The sequence below is a fragment of the Paenibacillus sp. WG02 genome (assembly GCF_055396115.1).
In genome coordinates this window covers 3,205,778-3,223,758 of sequence record NZ_AP036016.1, presented here as the reverse complement: position 1 = coordinate 3,223,758, position 17,981 = coordinate 3,205,778, and the positions used below count along the sequence as shown (strand labels likewise).

At 46.5% G+C, this 17,981-nt stretch carries 14 protein-coding genes; all 14 read right to left on the bottom strand.

The genetic code is table 11. The features are described from left to right. Positions 1-21 precede the first annotated feature (21 nt). A complete protein-coding gene (gene aceA / locus ACBP55_RS14230) occupies positions 22-1,299 on the bottom strand; it encodes an isocitrate lyase (protein ID WP_464652452.1) in 1,278 nt (425 codons plus the stop codon). A 33-nt stretch (positions 1,300-1,332) separates the two neighbouring features. After that, on the bottom strand, positions 1,333-1,500 hold the full coding sequence (locus ACBP55_RS14225) for a hypothetical protein (protein WP_464652451.1): 168 nt from the start codon (positions 1,498-1,500) through the stop codon (positions 1,333-1,335). 187 nt (positions 1,501-1,687) lie between these two features. After that, positions 1,688-1,885 (bottom strand): hypothetical protein, encoded by a 198-nt coding sequence (locus ACBP55_RS14220; protein ID WP_464652449.1) that lies wholly within the window; start codon positions 1,883-1,885, stop codon positions 1,688-1,690. A gap of 261 nt (positions 1,886-2,146) precedes the next feature. Then, positions 2,147-2,383, bottom strand: coding sequence for an HAD family hydrolase (locus tag ACBP55_RS14215; protein WP_464653316.1), 237 nt, complete (start codon positions 2,381-2,383; stop codon positions 2,147-2,149). Between the two features lie 210 nt (positions 2,384-2,593). Next, positions 2,594-3,238: an HAD family hydrolase gene (locus ACBP55_RS14210; RefSeq protein WP_464652447.1), complete on the bottom strand. Its 645-nt coding sequence runs from the start codon at positions 3,236-3,238 to the stop codon at positions 2,594-2,596. A gap of 211 nt (positions 3,239-3,449) precedes the next feature. Beyond that, on the bottom strand, positions 3,450-7,361 hold the full coding sequence (locus ACBP55_RS14205) for a polysaccharide lyase family 8 super-sandwich domain-containing protein (RefSeq protein ID WP_464652446.1): 3,912 nt from the start codon (positions 7,359-7,361) through the stop codon (positions 3,450-3,452). A 164-nt stretch (positions 7,362-7,525) separates the two neighbouring features. Next, on the bottom strand, positions 7,526-9,061 hold the full coding sequence (locus tag ACBP55_RS14200) for an extracellular solute-binding protein (RefSeq protein WP_464652445.1): 1,536 nt from the start codon (positions 9,059-9,061) through the stop codon (positions 7,526-7,528). An 85-nt stretch (positions 9,062-9,146) separates the two neighbouring features. Beyond that, positions 9,147-10,025 (bottom strand): carbohydrate ABC transporter permease, encoded by an 879-nt coding sequence (locus tag ACBP55_RS14195; protein ID WP_464652443.1) that lies wholly within the window; start codon positions 10,023-10,025, stop codon positions 9,147-9,149. A 1-nt stretch (position 10,026) separates the two neighbouring features. Next, entirely contained in the window at positions 10,027-11,013 is a 987-nt protein-coding gene (locus tag ACBP55_RS14190) for an ABC transporter permease (protein ID WP_029195756.1), read from the bottom strand. A gap of 209 nt (positions 11,014-11,222) precedes the next feature. After that, a complete protein-coding gene (locus ACBP55_RS14185; protein WP_464652441.1) occupies positions 11,223-13,535 on the bottom strand; it encodes an AraC family transcriptional regulator in 2,313 nt (770 codons plus the stop codon). Between the two features lie 551 nt (positions 13,536-14,086). Continuing rightward, on the bottom strand, positions 14,087-15,016 hold the full coding sequence (locus tag ACBP55_RS14180; protein ID WP_464652440.1) for an EamA family transporter: 930 nt from the start codon (positions 15,014-15,016) through the stop codon (positions 14,087-14,089). 106 nt (positions 15,017-15,122) lie between these two features. Continuing rightward, on the bottom strand, positions 15,123-16,052 hold the full coding sequence (locus ACBP55_RS14175; RefSeq protein WP_464652438.1) for a nucleoside hydrolase: 930 nt from the start codon (positions 16,050-16,052) through the stop codon (positions 15,123-15,125). Positions 16,053-16,069: 17 nt separating this feature from the next. Beyond that, positions 16,070-17,017 carry a nucleoside hydrolase gene (locus ACBP55_RS14170; RefSeq protein WP_464652437.1) on the bottom strand — a complete coding sequence of 316 codons (948 nt, stop codon included), beginning with the start codon at positions 17,015-17,017 and terminating at the stop codon, positions 16,070-16,072. An 11-nt stretch (positions 17,018-17,028) separates the two neighbouring features. Next, entirely contained in the window at positions 17,029-17,970 is a 942-nt protein-coding gene (locus tag ACBP55_RS14165; protein ID WP_464652435.1) for a nucleoside hydrolase, read from the bottom strand. Between the last annotated feature and the right edge of the window lie 11 nt (positions 17,971-17,981).

The following is a 17,981-nucleotide window of genomic DNA, read 5'->3' as shown; positions in this document are numbered from 1 at the left end:
TTAGACCTAATGGGATTGCTATTAATGGGCAAATTGCTCCTCTTCCGTTGAACCGGAAAGCGCCGTAGTGGAAGAAGTTCCGCTCGTTATCACTTGGGAAACTTCGTCGAAATAGCCTGTTCCTACTTCGCGCTGATGGCGTGTCGCTTCATAGCCGCGAGCTTCACTAGCGAATTCCGTTTGTTGGAACTGAGAGTAGGCAGTCATACCACGATCTCTATAATCGTGAGCGAGTTCAAACATGCTGTGATTCAGCGCATGGAAGCCTGCCAACGTCACGAACTGGAACTTATAGCCCAGCTTGCCAAGCTCTTGTTGAAATTTTGCAATCGTAGGCTCATCTAATTTCTTCTTCCAATTAAATGAAGGAGAGCAGTTATACGCGAGCAGCTTCCCTGGGAATTTCTCGTGAATCGCTTCAGCAAAGCGTTTTGCTTCCTCCAGGTTGGGCTCCGATGTTTCACACCAAACCATATCCGCATAAGGCGCATAAGCCAGACCGCGTGAGATCGCTTGATCCAAGCCTGCATGTACATAAAAGAATCCTTCGGGTGAACGTTTCCCAGTTAGAAACGGTCGATCATTCTCATCAATATCGCTCGTCAGAAGACTTGCTGCATTCGCATCTGTCCGGGCGATTAGCACAGTCTCTACGCCCATCACATCAGCTGCCAGCCTTGCTGAGATAAGATTCTTTACGGCTTGCTGCGTTGGCAGCAGCACCTTGCCGCCCAAATGGCCGCATTTCTTCTCAGAGGAGAGCTGATCCTCGAAATGGACTGCAGCGGCTCCCGCCTCAATCATGCCTTTCATCAGCTCGAACACGTTTAGCGGTCCACCGAAGCCAGCTTCTGCGTCTGCCACAATAGGGAGAAAGAAGTCTATATTCCCATTGCCTTCCGCATGCTGGATCTGATCGGCGCGCTGCAGCGCTTGATTAATTCTTTTCACAACGCTAGGTACGCTGTTAGCTGGATAAAGACTTTGATCGGGATACATATGACCGGATAAGTTCGCATCGGCGGCAACTTGCCAACCGCTCAAATAAATCGCTTTAAGTCCTGCTTTTGCTTGCTGCACTGCTTGATTTCCCGTTAGAGCGCCAAGTGCAGGCACAAAGTCCTCTTCGTTAACCCGCTCCCAGAATTTGCGAGCTCCTTGCTCCGCTAGTGTCTGTTTAATCATGACGGAGCCGCGAAGGCGAAGCACATCCTCAACCGAATATGGCCGAAATACCCCTTCGAATCGCTTGGAATTCCAGCTTGCTTGCAATTGTTCGCTTTGACTTTGTTTGCTCATGATCCTATGCACTCCTTTATTGGGGTTTGTTTTTTAAAAGGATACGTCTAGAAATCCGCTGCCGCCGCAAATCGGACAAGTATTCGGCCAGAGCACGCGATCCTGACCAAAAGGAATGGACGCCACCTCTTTGTGAAAGTGCTCATCTGTGCTTCTCATTTCCTCTAAATCGCCATTACCTTGGCATGTTGGACAATCCATTGTTGTTTCCTCCTTTAATGTATTAATACATAAATATTTTTGTTATATAATATATAACACATTACCGAATAATGTTCAATAATGTTTTATAAAATTAATTATTTAATAAAATATACTATAACATTAAAAAACCTACCGAAATCTCGGTAGGCTTTCATTTCAAATTATAAGTTGCGCAATCCGCCAATTAGCCAATTTCCACTTCATTCTCAAAGGCATAGTACAGTGACAAAGACAATGGAGACAATGGATACAGAGCAGTTTCACCACATTCATCGTGTTCCTTATGAACTTCTCGTTTTGCAACAGTTCGCTGAAAATCATAGGCGCGAAGGTTTGTGAATTTCCTTCTTTCAAACTCCATCAACGATGCGAAACTACTCATACCCATCTCTCCCTTCAACATTTGAACCATTGTACCAATACAGGAATCGTTTATATGTTATATTGTATAACTAAACAAAACGTTTATGCAATAACAATTTTAAAATATTTTAATTGTTATATAACAAAAAAAAGAAACAAAGTGGATTCATCCGCTCTGTTTCCGGAACATTACTTACAAAAGCCCCAAGAACCACTCAAGGAAAGAGGTTCTTAGGGCTATATGGTTTGACTAATTATCCGAATATGTCACATCGTCAACCTACAAATGTCTTTCTATAATCATCGCAACACCATCATTATCGTTCGTATCTGTTATCTCATGCGCAATCAATTTTAGCTCTTCTACAGCATTCCCCATTGCGACAGACCATCCGCAAACTTTGAATAAGCCTAGGTCATTATTGTCATCCCCAAATACCATGACCTTATCCATAGGAATACCAATTAATTGACATAACTGAGAAACAGCCGACTCTTTAGACGCTTTTAAGGCTATCAGGATTGAGGTTTACACAAATATCAATCACTTCAGAGGAGAGTTCTGCATCTATGGATTCATGGATGTCCAAGCCTGAGTAGGCACAAGAAATGTACGCGCCATCGTAATAAACAAATGATCCAGCTTTCAGCAGACTTTCTGACAGAAAAGATCTCACCGCTCCACTCCAGCGTATTTCATTGGACTCCCTCCAAATTCCCGATCTTCTTACAGTAAATCTTCAACCTTAATCTCACTAATTGCATGGATAATGAAATCCGCTTTTGACAAATCCTGATGGCCCGAGTTCTCATTAACGTAGCCAAAACAAGTCATGCCCGCAGCTTTGGCGGCAGCAACACCATGTTTAGCATCTTCAACAACAACACAATTTTTTGGATCAACACCTAGCAGGGAGGCCGCTTCCAAATAGACATCAGGAGCTGGTTTGCCTTGATTGACTTCCTCGCCGCTCACCACGCAATCAAAATAACTGGCAAGCTCGAATTTCTTTAACACTTCCTCAATAAAAACCCTAGGTGACGAAGAGGCGATTCCAATTGGAATTCGATTGTTTTTTAGCGATATAAGCAGCTCTCTAATTCCTTCAATAGGTTCGATTTGAATGCCTTGTAAAACCGTTATTTTAGAGGAGAGTTGATGCTCGATGATCTCGGCAACCGTCTGCTGGAGCTGATATTCTTCTTTAATGACTTTCCACATCTCAGGGTTCGTCATCCCCACGAATTTCTCCAACTCTTCCTGTGTGATCTCCTTCCCGAAATGTTTCATTGTTTGTACGTCCACATCAAAATGGATCGGCTCGCTATCAATGATGACGCCGTCCATATCGAAAATGAATGCTTTTAACATGTGTTGTGTCCCCTTTGTAATTGGAATTCCCCTTTTTACATTTTAATTGATTCTTTCGTTATTATCGAGTGTCTTAAAAGCCATATATACATTGAGGGGCTGCTCCTCTGCCATTTACATGGTTTTGGAGAATGTGCAACAATCGCTTTCACCTCAAACAAAACCCGACTTCGTCCAATCGGACAAAGTCGGGTTCCGTGTCTAACAGCTGTTAGGATTTACACTGTGCGATGGCTCGTAATAGAAGTTCCGCAAACACGGCGTCAATCTTTTTGCCGGATTGTGCATGAATGTGATTTTCTAGATCTTTCCAATCACTTTTCTTTTGATTGTCATCCTCTTTCCGTTGAATACTTTCTATCTTCGATAGCAAGCTGTTCAATATGCCCAGGTTGGTGATCCAGCCTTGTTGATAAGCGTAACGAGCAGCTTCGTCCATATGGTTGGCATCCATACGTACTTTTAGCAAGTATGATGCGGTAGTTTCGTTCCCAGCTACATCAACAGCTTTTACCTTCACCGCATGTTCGCCAATGCTGAGTGATAACGGACTAAACGAATATGGTTGGCTTATTGGGGAACCGTCCAACTCGATAGACTCACTTGCCACGCCGCTCACCGGATCAGAGATATCGAATTTCAAGCTTCCGCCATCGGTCCAATAGACATCCATCGTAACGGTAGGAACGATGACGGGAGCCACCGTATCAATTTTGATTACCGCCGTTTTAGTTGCCTCTTGGTTTCCTGCATTATCGATGCTGTAGAACTGAATTTGATGTACGCCGTCTTCAGCAACAACGATGTTGTTCCCTTCCGCAAACGCGCCACCATCCAAACTATAAAATGTCTTCTGCACGCCGCTGCCTTCATCACTCGCCGTCAATGTCACCGTTTGCGCAGTACGCTGCCAATCAGACTTCGCGTTAGTTGTCGTAACTGGAGCTACTGTATCTTTCTTGAATGTGACGACATGTGTTTTGCCGAAAGATCCCGTGACTGTAACATTCAGCTTTAAGGAAGGTATCGTCTGCAAAACCGCAACCGTGTCATCGGCACGAACTAGCGTTAAGCCTGCCTTGTTCAGTTCAAGCGAAATCGTGCTTTGCTGCTGCGTCGGATCGGAGACGGCTACGGTCAATTCGCTGTCCGTTTCCTTCACCATCACGGATGCCGGATTTTGCGAGGAAATGAAATCAACCGATGCTGGATTCCAGAAATTCGCCGCCGTAATACCAAGCTTCTTCTCTCTGACTGCGTGTACGTCCGTTGTATTGCTCAGCACCTCTACATCAGGCGCGCTGCTATAAAGCGCTGTATCCGCCGTATTTTTATGTGGCAGCATGACATAGGAATACGATGCATTCGAAGGCGTTGCCCCGTGTTCAAAGGCCAAACTTACATAATTTCGCGTGATCGGAGCAGCCGATTGTCCGCTATTAATATCTTTCCAAGCGCCGGTTCTTGCTTCGCGCAAACCATACACATTCGAAGCTTCAGGGAAATAATAGCCGATGTCAGTACCCGGTGCATTTCCGGCCAAGTGAGCCCACTTCACGTCATTCATCGTTTCCGACCAGCCGAGCTGGCTCGACTTCACGTTTCCGTTAATCGTAAGGGCATTATCTCCCGCATCGTTCAGCTTGCGGTTATCGATAATGGTTTCCACCGGCTGCGGTCCGGCTGTCGTGTTCGAAATACCGGAGCCCAAAGCGACGATTTCGTCATCGAACATAAACCATGACTTTTTGCCCTGCAGATTGCTTCCAGTCGATTGCGCAAGCGAGAAATCCATACCTGCTGCACCGTAAAGGTTGTCGATCGACGAGCCGCCGACCCATGTTTTCGGATTCATGTAGCTTTTCCATTCGACAGGAGTCGTCCCTTTTCCTGAGCCATCCGTTGTCGTGCCAGGCAGCCGGAATGAATCCACAGTTGGCCAGAAATCGCTGCGGTACTGGGTAAGATCTTGATCATATAAGAAAGTCATCCCGATGCCCGTATACCAGCCCTTCAAATTCTCATTATTGCCCTTTTCAAAGGCAGAGATGCGGTTTGAGAACAGACTGAGCCCGAAACCATAGCCTTCACGTAAATGGACAACTCTATCCATACCAGCAAACACTTGGTTTTTCAGTAATTCTCCACGAGGCTGGATCGAAGTATCGTTCATCAATTTTTTGACTAGAGACAGCTCATAAATCGGTAATCCGTCGTAATAATTGGCATATGTCGTGTCCGACTGGATCCATTCTTTGGCCATTCGCTTTATCGATAAAGCTGTGTCCGCAGGCGCCCCTTCGGCCAAACGAAGCAAGGTAATAATCGTGCCTCTCGCGCTTCCCGAGCTTTGTCTGGAAATCCCTCTGCCGTTGACCATATCCATAAAGAGTCCTTTATAAATGACGGGTTCAAACGTATCCGATACCCAATCGTACACATGATTCACATTAGGATCCGTCACCGGCCAAGGTGAACCATTTAGCAAAAATGTCATATCAGCAGCACGGTTGAGCCATACCGCACCATACCCCGCTGTGTAAGCGATGTTGGTGTGTTGAACCAGCGAACCGTCCTTATAAACACCGTCTCCATGATCCGTGTAAACAAATTCCGGCCCGATGGAATCAAGTCCTTGCGTGATCTTCGCACTGCTGTTTCCGATCACACCGCGCATCGTAACGACCAATGCCTTGTCGAGCAGGTTAGCTCCCGTTTCCGTCACATTGTTGAGCGTTCTCTTCTTCGGATCCGGAACGAAACGATCGACAGCTTTGATAAACTTATTTATTTGCACTGGTGTCAAATTAGCATACATCAACACAAGGGCATCGTTCAGAATTTGCGGTGCGCCGATTTCCCAATCCCACCAATTGCCGTATTCAGTTTTGGTTTCATTGTAACGGTTCGCATACATCCAATCCAAAGCGCTGATGATGTCTTCACGCAGCGCCGTATTCTGATACAGACTTGAGCCTTGTAGAGAATAAGCGAGCGCCATAGCTTTCAGCCTGCCGAAAGCACTAGATATTTGAGCCGAATCCGTCGTGCTGGACAGATCATTCCACAAATAAGATCGGCCCGCAGCTTTATTGAGCGTATCCCAGTGCCCGGTCGAATTCACATTCGTAACACTTGCAGCTAGTGTAGTTAGGTTAGCAGCAATATCAGGATCAGCCGTATTATACGAGGTGCCGCCAGTCAATTTGCCGAACCATTTCAGACGCAGATCGCTGTACGATTGAATCGTTTCAGCAGATTCTACATTAACAAGACATTGCGCTTTTATCGTTCCATCTGGTGTCGAGACCATAATCGTAGCTGAGCCTAACCCTTCTCCGGTTACTTTTCCATTACTGTCCACTGTTGCTACACTCGGATCACTGGAACTCCAGGCAACGGTTTGATCCGCTGCGTTCGCTGGTGTGAGCGTCGGTGTAATCGTTACTGATGCATTTTTGGCCATGGAAAATGCGGTTTGATCTAAAACAATTCCTGTAATCCCGTTATATTCCTCCAAACTTATATCGTCAAACCATACTTTTCCTTTTCCCGTTTCAAGGAAAGGTTCAATGACCAACTTCGTAACACCCGTTGGTATTGTCATAAATACTTGCTGTAAAGTCCAATCCTTCGTACCTAACAACTTGGCAGATGCAGGACCGTCTCCAACTTTACTTGTGTTGTAGTACTGCGTTCTGAAGTAAGCACCAGTGCCCGTTACGTTCTCGGTTTTTACCCACACTTTAAGTCTGTAAGACTTGCCGGCAGTTACCGTCGTGACGCTTTGATTCACAGATACTCGACTTGTGGCGAAGGCATCAAACAAAATGGACTTACTCCCTTCATGATACGTGGTTGAATCCAGCATGACGTTCACCGTTTTATTCGGAGCTTTCCCGCTCCCGGTTGGAATCCATAACCCCCAGCCAACAGGAACAGGACTTGTGACACCGCTCCAGGTCGCATCCGTTGTTGTGGTTGTCTGCTCGAAGCTTCCGTTCGTCATCTGGTTCACAGCTGCAGCCTCTGCCTTAAGGATAGCGTTTTCATAAAATGGAATGTACGATCCAACCAGGCTGAAAATTAAACTGACAGCTAACAGCATACTTACTTTCCTCATTAACTTCACCTCGCTAGAAATTATTATAAAAACAATTAAAATGTAAGACATGTGGCGGGATTTGTATATCGACGATATTTGAACCATATCCTTTTTTTATGAAAAGTGAGGAAAAACCCGAAGACGCCAATAAAGTGGCCATATTCGGGTCTGCGATGCTGTAACTATTTCTTGTTCTTCTCTTTAAAGAAGTCACTCGTTTCTTTGACGTGCTGTTGGAAGCTTGGGTCGTCTTTGTACGTTTTGACGAATTTATCCCAATCCTCTATGGAATTCTTGCCAATAATCACGTTAGTGAGCATATCGTTAAGCTTCTTGTTCCAGTCCGCACCCTTTTCTTTAAATGGGGTCGAATTCATCAAGCCATAAGTCGGATCCGGGATGGATCTGATCGAGTCAATCAACTTTTTATTTGCCTCAAATACGTCGCTCGGAATGCCCGATACCTTCGCTCTCGAGTATTTATCAAAGGTTCCCGTCACCCATTGGCCGGTCGTATCGCCTGAATATCCTTTTTTCTTGCCTTCTTCCGTTTGCTCGACAAAGCCGTCAGGCTTTAATTTGTAATCCACGTCCTGAATACCGTACACAGCTAGGTTGTATCCTTCTAAAGAGGCTGTGTAATCGTAAACTTCAAGAATTTTCTTCAGCTTCGCCTCGTCGACAGATTTCTTATTGATCAGGAATTGACCGTAAAAACCGCTCGCTTGCTCGTAATAAGCTTTGCCGTCCGCCGCTTTCGGAAGCTCAAAAGCTACCAGATTGGCTTTAGGATTCGTCTTTTGCAGCTCGACATTGTATTTATAGGCATCAACAACGTTAGCGATGGCAAGTCCTGCCTTCCCTTGCACGAGCATGTCTTTGATTTGTGCGGTCTTGAGCACTGGGAAGTCAGGCAATATACCGCCTGATTTATAAACTTTGTTCCAATTGATTAGCGCCTCTCTCGCTTGCGGCGTCCACCAATATGGCGTCAGGCCTCCATTCTCTTCCTTCCACTTTGTTCCGGTTCCGAAGAGTGACAACAAATAACTGGATGGTCCAGGAGATCCAGGAAATACAGCGCCATATGTGTCCGCGATGCCATTGCCGTCTGGATCTTTCTTCGCGAATGCCTCAAGCACATTGTACAGCTCATCCATTGTTTTCGGCGGCTGCAAGCCAAGCTTATCCAGCCAATCTTTGCGGATTAGCAGTGATTCATGACCGTCCAGCGGTCTGACGCGTGGCAGCGAGTAGAGCTTTCCTTTGAGCGATGCGTTCTTGTACACATTCTCCGGATATTTGGCCAAGTTCGGGTAATTTTTAACATAATCCGTTAATTCCCAGAATGCACCTTGATCGATCGCATTTAAGAAGGCAGGCGTTGAATTGAAATCCTCGATGAAGAGCACATCCGGCAAATCTCTGGAAGCGAGCAGAGCATTTAATTTCTCCGAAATTTGAGCGGATGGAATCCAACTCAGCTTCAGGTTGACATTTAATTTCTCATTCAACTTTTTAACCGCTTCCAGTTCGCCCGTTGGAGCTGCGGCGAAAGCTAGCGTCGTAATCGAAATATCCGTCGGTTTCGCAGGCTTGCTGCTTGCTGTGCTGCCTGCCTTTTGACCTTCATTTGATGCGCTGCCGCAAGCCGCCAAAGATGCAGTAAGCGCAGCCGCTGTCATAACAACAGCTAATTTTTTTACCATTGGTTTCATGTGAGGACCTCCCAGGAATAATATCTTTATATTTACTTCATCTGTGCGTTAAAGCCAGCATCACCCCTTTCAGAGCTATTCACTGTTACCCTTTCACGGAGCCAACCATCATGCCTTTGACAAAATATTTTTGCAGAAATGGGTACACGATGACGATCGGAAGCGATGAAATAACGACTGCGGCCATTTTGATCACCTGCGGAGGCACCGTCTGCTCACTCTCCAGCATTGCAGCTATGGATGGGTCCGCCATTTGTGAAGCCGAAACCAGCATCATTTGCAGCAGAACCTGCAGCGGTCTGAGCGTATCCGTATTAATGTAGAGAACGCCGCTGAAGTACGTATTCCAGTAAGCTACCGCATAAAACAAGCCGAATGCCGCAAGTGCTGAAACAGATACTGGCAGCATGATCCGGATAAAGACGCCGATATCGGAACATCCATCGATTTTGGCCGCTTCCTCCAATTCATCCGGTATTTCCTGGTAAAAGTTTTTCATTAAAAAGACATACCAAGCGCTAGTCAATGCGGGCAAAATGAGCGCCCATACCGAATCCATTAAGCCAAGACTGTCCACAAGTAAGTAGTTTGGAATCATACCCGGGTTAAAGAGCATGGTCAATAAAATCGCGACTAAGAAAAATTTCTTTCCTTTCAGCCTTTTACGCGATAGGACATAAGCGAGTGCACTTGTCACAATTAAGCTCAAAAGCGTACCGAAGACCGCCAAGAATCCGCTGACTCCCATAGCTTTCAAGAATGCATTGGTCGAAAAAATAAACTCGTAGGCAGAGAGACTCCAGGTCTGTGGAATTAATACGATTGACTTGCTCATGTACTCTGTAGGGTCGGTAAAAGATACAAGGATGACATACAGAAATGGCAGCAAGGTTACAAGCGCAAATATCGTTAAAACAGCGTAATTTATCGCAGTAAAGAATTTCACGCCGAAGCTTTTATTCATGTTAGTAGAGTCCCTCCTCTCCGAATTTTTTGGCCAAGCGGTTGGACATCACAACAAGGATGAGTCCTACCACCGATTTGAAAAGTCCAGCGACCGTCGCGTAACCGAATCTTCCTTGCTGAATACCGACACGGTAAGCATATGTATCGAAAACATCGGCCAGATGCGCGACCGGTCCACTCATCATCAAGTAAATTTGTTCAAAGCCTACGTCCATTACTTGGCCCAATCGCAGGATGAGCAGGACGATGATCGTGCTTTTAATACCAGGCAGTGTCACATTCATCGCTTGCTGCCAGCGACTAGCACCGTCGATTTGCGCAGCTTCATATAGCTCCGAGTTAATGCCAGCAAGTGCGGCAAGGAAAATGATGGTCCCCCAACCGGCTTCTTTCCAGATGCTTTGAGCGGTCAGCATACCCCAGAATAAGTTCGGTTCCGTCATGAACTCGATCTTTTGTCCCCCGTACTCTGCGATCAGTTGGTTGATGACACCGCTGCCTTGACCGAAGATCAGAAAGCAGATCCCCACAATAATGACCCAGGAAAGAAAGTGCGGCAAGTAAATGACCGTTTGCACGATTTTTTTGAAAGCGAGCTTACGCACCTCATTCAGCAGCAGCGCCACGACGATCGGAATCGGGAAGAAAAAAATGATGTTCAACAAGCTGATCGCCATCGTATTTCGGAATAATAGCATGAAATCGGGATTGGTAAAAAACTCGTTGAAGTATTTCAGGCCTACCCATTCACTATCCCAAAAGCCTAAATAAGGAGAATAGTTTTGAAAGGCCAGCAGAAGTCCCCACAATGGGAAATATTTAAACAGTAGGAAAAATAATAATCCAGGCGCAGCCATTATATATAGATATTTGTCACGTTTTATCGCGACGGCCCAATCCTGTACCCACGAGCCTTTTATTTTACTTGCCTTTTCCACCCCAGCTGTTGCTGCTGCCTGAAGCGGTTCCAATCTACTTTGCGACAACTTCCTCACCTCTCGTTCAAGTAATTAGCATCTCGCTGCTTTGCATGAACAGATCGTACAATGATCATAGTTCTCCGGACAATGACCAATTCTTGTAGTCTACAACGTCTGAGGCAAAAAAAGAGAAACCCCGCAGCAAAGGGGTTCCTCCGATGATTTATGCACTTTTTTTGCTTAAAAACATGCCTGCGGAACAAAATATGCGCATGCTAAGTATCGCTGTCGGCTCCCCGGTATTGCCCGGGCGTAACGCCGATGTGCTTTTTGAATACGCGTATAAAGTTTTTCGTCTGGTAGCCGACTCTTTCGGCAATGTCTGAAATCGATAAATCCGTCGTTCGCAGCAGCTCGATGGACCGTTCAATCCTGATTTTCGTCAAATATTCGATAAATGAAACATCCATCGTCTTTTTAAACAGCTTGCTTAAATAATGGGAACTCAACCCGCAAATTTGCGCGCATTGATCCAGCGATAGATCAAAGTGGTAATTGTCCTCGATGTAACGGACGACCTTTTGGATTAATTGTTCATGCTCCTGATGCTGTCTGCCCTGCACATAAGCAACAATCGGATCGACCATTTGCTGCTTAAACCATGCGTTCAATTCGCGAATCGTGCTGATTTTGCGGATTTGCCCGTAAGGATCGGATTCCGCTTCTCCAAACAAATGCGCCGAATCGAGACCCAGCAAGTACGCAGTGCGAATAGCTGCGGTTAGCAGCCGATAATACGACATTTGTATTAGTTCAGGCTTTTGGACGTTATCCTTCATCGACTTGGCGAATTCGGCCAACATCCGCTCCGCTTCTTCCTGATCGCCTAGCTGCAAGGAATGTTCAAAGTGGGTTTCGATTTCAAGCGGATAACGGTAATGTAGTTCGGATGCGCCGCCACCGCCGGTGTGCGTAATCACCTGGTTACCGCCAACGATGATGCGGGAGCGCACGGACAAGACCGCCTCTTCATAGAGTTCGGGCAAATCTGTAATCCGGTCGCTTTGTCCACTCAAACCGATGGTCACTGGAAGACGCAGGTAATCGGACACAAGGTTACGCAGGCGTTCTGCAAACAATTTAACCTCTATCTGCCCGTCATCTGTCTGCTCGGGGTCACGGAACAGCCAAACGGCGACCTGGTCATTCAGCAGATTGATGACGATACCCTCCATGTCCTGTGATTGCAGCAGTTCACCGACAATATTTTTCAAAGCAAAGACGATCAAATCGCGGTCATTTTCTTGAAAGCGCGATCCGCTGTCCTGCGGGGGGTCGAAAGTGATGACGAAAATGCTGTTTTCCCGACCAGCAGGCACGCCGTATCTGCGCAGCATAGACTCTAACTGATCCCCGGAATAGTGGAGAAACCGGCCCTGCAAAAGCTGCAGCGCAAAAATTTCACGAACTAACGGTAATTGATCGCTAAGCTGCTGCTGCAGTTGATTGGCCGTGCTGCTCAGCTCACCCCATCGTTTGCGAACGAAGCCAACTTCATCTGTTTCCGAGTCGAGTGCTTGACCGCCTTTCAAATGAGCCACGAGGTTCTCGATCGGTCGATAGACACGCCGTGTCCCCCATAATGTGATTAAAATGCCCAAAACAAGACAACCGACAATAATCGTCAGCGTAATCATGGCAATGCCTTTCGATTTGGCGTTCAATTCATGGACCGGCACCATGTTAATATACTGCCATTGGTTATAGGAGGAAGTAATTGGCGTCACCATGTAATCCGTACCTTGAAGAGAGAAAGTAAAGCGCTGCTCTGATCGCTTTTGAGCAATAAGCTCGAATAAGCCTTCTGGAACGCTATTCCCGCCGCTTGAAGTCACGAGGTTGCCCGTTGCGTTCAAGATGAACATTTGCTCGCCGTTATAGCTGACAAATCGGTTCATAATGTTTTGAAAAAGTGCCTCATCGATGCGTATAAATAAAAGTCCAGTCGGATTTTTGGTTAATAACGGCACCTTAGATATCAGGGTTACGCCGTTCAGATGATAACCGGGTAAATTCGGGTAGGGTCCGGTGACCCAATTGATATGGTCTTCGGAAGCAAGTTCCTTCAGCAGCCCCTCGCGTTCTTTGTCTTCAGTGATTCTGCGGCCACCGTAGAATGGCGAAATTAAATAACCTTCGTCCGGTACGTAAATGGCAACATCGCTTACCTCTTTGTTGCCGTTTTGCAGCGCAGATAATTCACGTGAAATACCGGAATAAAAGCCGGTATAGTTCGTGCTTTTCAGCTCCGTCAAATTCGAGCTAAAAAAAGTGCCCAGCAGCATTTGTATGGCATTGTTTTGTATGCGATCCAAAGTCGAATCGATACTGGAGGACACGTTATTCAAGATGCGGACATTGGATTGGTTAACCTCTCTTTGCACGACCGAAGCAGAAAACAAATAGCTTCCGATTCCAACAGCTATAACCGGAATGACAGCTGCAAATAAAGATAAGGTGACCATATTGCGAAAAATCGTTTTACGCCGAAATAAGCGCTTCCAACTATCCTTAAACCAACTACGCATATCGAACACCTCATCAACAGATTCATGAGCATTGTAAACGGTTGCTGGAATAAAATCAACCGGGAAAGCCCAATTTGCTGCGGGGCAAGAGGCTGCATCTTTGGTCAAGCATGAAATATTCGGGTGCTTATGTATGAAATGATGCACTTTGTAACCATATAATTTGTTTCTCTGTCATGATGGTGAAGGTTGTTGGATTTACTCTGTCATGCTGCTGCCGGTTGTTGCATTTTGTACAACATTTTGCATGATTTTTCACGTTTTCCCCACGATTGTTGCAAAAAATACAACAAGTCTAGCCAAAAATAGCACATTAGCAGAAATGATGGCTAAATTGTTGTACAACATACAACAACATTAACTTATTCAGCAGAAATCAAAGAAATTGTTGTACGTTTTACAACTTGGCTTCCTCAATCCCCTCACTTTCATCACTCCCCTCATTTCCCTCATTCACTTATTCTTATCAACTGAAAAAAGGGGTAAGCATAGCTTACCCCAAACCAAAACATATAAATGCTAAATGCCGAAAATGACGCGACGATCATGCACTACACACTGACATTTGCGCCGATAACTACGGTTTTACCCTTCTTGCGCTTCATAAGCTCAGGAAGCGCAATACCGAACATCGTAATCCCCACGCCAAGCCATTGCAGCCAGTTGACGGACTCATTCAGCACGACGTAGGACATAATGACGGCCGTTGGCAGTTCAACCGCACTCAAGATGGTTGCTAGTCCGCCGCCAACGCGTGGTACACCAATGGCATAGAACAACGGCGGAATGACAACGCCGAATAGAGCTAACAGCAGCGCCCATGGAAGAAGCGCCTCATGCAAAGATCCGTTGAAAAGAAAATGCGGTGGAAATACTAACATGACGAGAATAAACGAACCCGTCAGCATAATCGCGCTTCGTGTGATTGGTGCGACTTGTTTGGCTGTTTTCCCGCTGAACCAGATGAAGAGCGCATAGGTAACAGCAGCCAACAAGCCAAGGGTAACACCTATCCAGGAAACAGCCTCCTGGCCCCCGCCCAAATAACCGCTTGCCATAATAATTCCAACAAACAAGATAACGAGCGATAAAATCTTGTCCTTACCAGGACGTTTGCGCTCGACGATTGCCTCCAGCAAGATGCCCATCCACGTAAATTGGAACAACAAGATAATAGCGAACGAAGCCGAAATATACTGCAGAGCCGCATAGTATAGCATTCCCGTTAAGCCTGTCGTCGTTCCTACGGCCATGAGCGAGAGAGCTTGCCGCTTTGTTACTTTAAATGTAGGCGACCCTGTAGACTGCTTAGCGAATTTTGCGGCCACGAATACCAAGAGCCACAGCATTATCACACCAAATAGGTTTTGGCTCCCGACAACATCACCGACATTGAACCCAGACTCGTAAGCTTTCTTAACAAAAGTAGATAATAAACCGAAACTGCATGCTCCAGCTAAAACAAATAAAATGTATTTCATGATGCCTCCCTGCGAAAAGAAAAAAACGGACTGTGTGCCCAGTCCGCCACGTTTCGTTATTATGCCATTATATATGAATCTTATGACGAAATCGAGTCACTTCCATTTAAACTACTTTACTGAGAAAGTGTTCCAAGAAGCGCTCAGCGTCTACTTCCAAACAAACATCCATGTTAGGCTCGTGTGCAGGCTTGCTTCGCAAATCACCAACGGTACGGCCTAGCGAGTGGAAACCGTCGAGATCCACCCGGACATACAGGGGTTTCGTTTTGACGAAATCCGGATTAATGGCCACGCCAACCGCAAGCGGATCGTGAAGACCGCAGCCACCGATGCCTGGGTAGAAATCTTCATAAGCATCGATATAGAAATCGGTCATATCCGCCAATAAGGTACTGAGAGCTGTCTGCTTCTCCCGCCATACTTGAACATCTTTCTTCGGCAGCAGTGTTTCCATCGTTACGTCGAGGCCGACGAGTGTGATCGGGATACCGGAGGCGAACACATAATCCGCCGCTTCAGGGTCTGCATAAATGTTCGCTTCCGCATGCGGCGTTACATTACCCGCTCGGGTTACAGCCCCGCCCATTACAACCACCTTGTCCACTAGGCCCACAATATCAGGAGCCTGCATGATCGCTAGCGCCAGATTCGTCATTGCTGCTACCGTTATAATCGTTACTTGATGCGGTTTACTCCGCACCTGATCAATAATAAATTGTGGTCCGTATTGCTGTGATGCTTCTCGTGTAGACATATCTGTCAGCGTGTTCCCAATGCCGTCTTCGCCATGAATATGGGTCGCACTCGCTTTTACCCGGCTAACGAAAAGCGGCTTAGAAGCTCCCGGAATGACGGGAACTGAGCTATCCAAATGTTCCAGAACTAACAGCGTATTGCGGGTCGCTTCTTGAACTGTAACGTTGCCGAAGCAAGTCGTCACCCCCAGTAATTCCACTTCAGGGGAATTCACCGCGTAGCTTATGGCAAGCGCATCATCAATGCCTGTATCAACATCCAAAATAATCGGTTTCATCTAAGTTTCTCCTCTCGTTAGCTCTTTAATGTGTTGATGAAATAATCAAGAAACCGCGGGCTGTTGACTTCAAACGCCACTGCTGTATTCGTAACCGGTACCGTTCTGCGGAAATCCGCTAATGTAGCTCCGTAGGACATGGTCCCTTTTGTCTCAATGCTTATATAAAGATCTTCCGTCGTGACAAGATCCGGATAAGCAGCTACTGCAACCGCAAGCGGATCATGCAGGGGTGCGCCGTAGAAACCGTTCTGCTTGTCGTACGCGCCAAAATAAAACTGGAAAGCTTCACCGATATAAGCGGCTGCCCTTTCATTGCCTGGAGCAGGCGAATCCATTAATAACCGGCGGTGCTCCTCGCCAATGACCGTCTTCATCGTTACATCTAAGCCGACGAGCGTAATCGGGATGCCGGATTCAAACACGCGATGCGCAGCCTCAGGATCGCCGTAGATATTCGCTTCGGCAACAGGTGTCACGTTGCCAGGCACTTTCACCGCGCCGCCCATGATAACAAGCCGCTTCACCTTGGAAGCGATGGAAGGATCTTGTGCAAGTGCGATAGCCAGGTTCGTCATTCGGCCCACGAACACTAGCGTTAGCTCGTGCGGGTTTTCATTTACCTTGCGAACGATGAACTGAGCGGCGCTCTCCGCAATGGCTTTCCCTTTGGGCTGCGGCAGCTCGCAGTTCCCGATACCGTTATCGCCGTGGATATGCGTGACAGGACCGCGCCAGTCGCGGAACAGCGGTTTAGCCGCGCCCATAGCCACCGGAACTTCGTATTCGACGCCTGACAGCTCAATCACTTGCAGTGTGTTGCGAGTGGCTTGCACGACATCCGTATTACCGAATACCGTTGTAATTCCTTCTACTTTGATGTGTTTCGTTTTCAGGGCAAGCAAAATCGCCATGGAATCATCAATACCTGTATCAACATCAAGAATCATGCGAACGTTTTGCAATGTATTCACCTCTATGTGTAGTTTTTCAAAGTTTGAATAAGCATGTTCCAAAATTTATCTTGGTCAAGTGTGAAAGCCACATTTACGTTAGGCTCCCGACCTGTGACACCCAGCAAATCAACAACCGTCATGCCGTACGTATGCTCACCTTTGGTTTCGATATCAACCCGCAGCTTTCTCGTTCCGAATGCAGTCGGATCAATACAATAAGCGACGCAGCAAGCATCATGAATCGGAGCACCGGCAAAACCGAAAACTTCTTTATACGTATGGGCGAAAAAACCCAGAAGCTCATGAACAAAATGAGAAACCCGGTTATCCACTTCAAGAATTCGTTGATGAACATCGTCCGTCACGATCGCTTGATGCGTTAAATCCAGTCCCATCATCGTGATGGGCACGCCGCTCTCAAAAACAACTTTTGCCGCTTCCGCATCCACGTAAATATTGAATTCGGCAGCAGGTGTTGTATTACCGAACGTTCCTCCACCCATGATGACGATCTCTTGTATTTTAGATAAAATAGCAGGTTCTTTGCGCATCGCCAAAGCAATGTTCGTGAGCGGCGCGACAGGAACCAGCGTAATATCCCCGTCTGATTCCATCAACTTGCGAATAAGAAGATCAACGGCATGTTCCTTCTCCACAGGCTTACTTGGATTAGGCAGATTAGGTCCATCCATGCCAGAGTCGCCATGAATGTCGGCTGCTGTCTGACGCACACGGATAAGCGGCTGTCCCGCCCCTTTGGCCACAGGAATGTGCGTTATGCCTGCTAACTCGCATACTTTAAGTGCGTTGACCGTCGTTTTCTCGACCTCAGCATTGCCTGCCACCGTCGTAATGGCAACCAACTCCACGTGCGGATTAGCCCCTGCCAGCAAGATCGCGATAGCATCATCGTGCCCCGGATCGCAATCAATAATAATTTTTCTTTTCACATTAGTTTCCATCGTTCGCTCCT

Bases quoted from the DNA above. Each gene is read 5' to 3' on its own strand.
- aceA (WP_464652452.1), bottom strand. From the start codon at position 1,299: ATGAGCAAACAAAGTCAAAGCGAACAATTGCAAGCAAGCTGGAATTCC.
- ACBP55_RS14225 (WP_464652451.1), bottom strand. From the start codon at position 1,500: ATGGATTGTCCAACATGCCAAGGTAATGGCGATTTAGAGGAAATGAGA.
- ACBP55_RS14220 (WP_464652449.1), bottom strand. From the start codon at position 1,885: ATGAGTAGTTTCGCATCGTTGATGGAGTTTGAAAGAAGGAAATTCACA.
- ACBP55_RS14210 (WP_464652447.1), bottom strand. From the start codon at position 3,238: ATGTTAAAAGCATTCATTTTCGATATGGACGGCGTCATCATTGATAGC.
- ACBP55_RS14205 (WP_464652446.1), bottom strand. From the start codon at position 7,361: ATGAGGAAAGTAAGTATGCTGTTAGCTGTCAGTTTAATTTTCAGCCTG.
- ACBP55_RS14200 (WP_464652445.1), bottom strand. From the start codon at position 9,061: ATGAAACCAATGGTAAAAAAATTAGCTGTTGTTATGACAGCGGCTGCG.
- ACBP55_RS14195 (WP_464652443.1), bottom strand. From the start codon at position 10,025: ATGAATAAAAGCTTCGGCGTGAAATTCTTTACTGCGATAAATTACGCT.
- ACBP55_RS14185 (WP_464652441.1), bottom strand. From the start codon at position 13,535: ATGCGTAGTTGGTTTAAGGATAGTTGGAAGCGCTTATTTCGGCGTAAA.
- ACBP55_RS14180 (WP_464652440.1), bottom strand. From the start codon at position 15,016: ATGAAATACATTTTATTTGTTTTAGCTGGAGCATGCAGTTTCGGTTTA.
- ACBP55_RS14175 (WP_464652438.1), bottom strand. From the start codon at position 16,052: ATGAAACCGATTATTTTGGATGTTGATACAGGCATTGATGATGCGCTT.
- ACBP55_RS14165 (WP_464652435.1), bottom strand. From the start codon at position 17,970: ATGGAAACTAATGTGAAAAGAAAAATTATTATTGATTGCGATCCGGGG.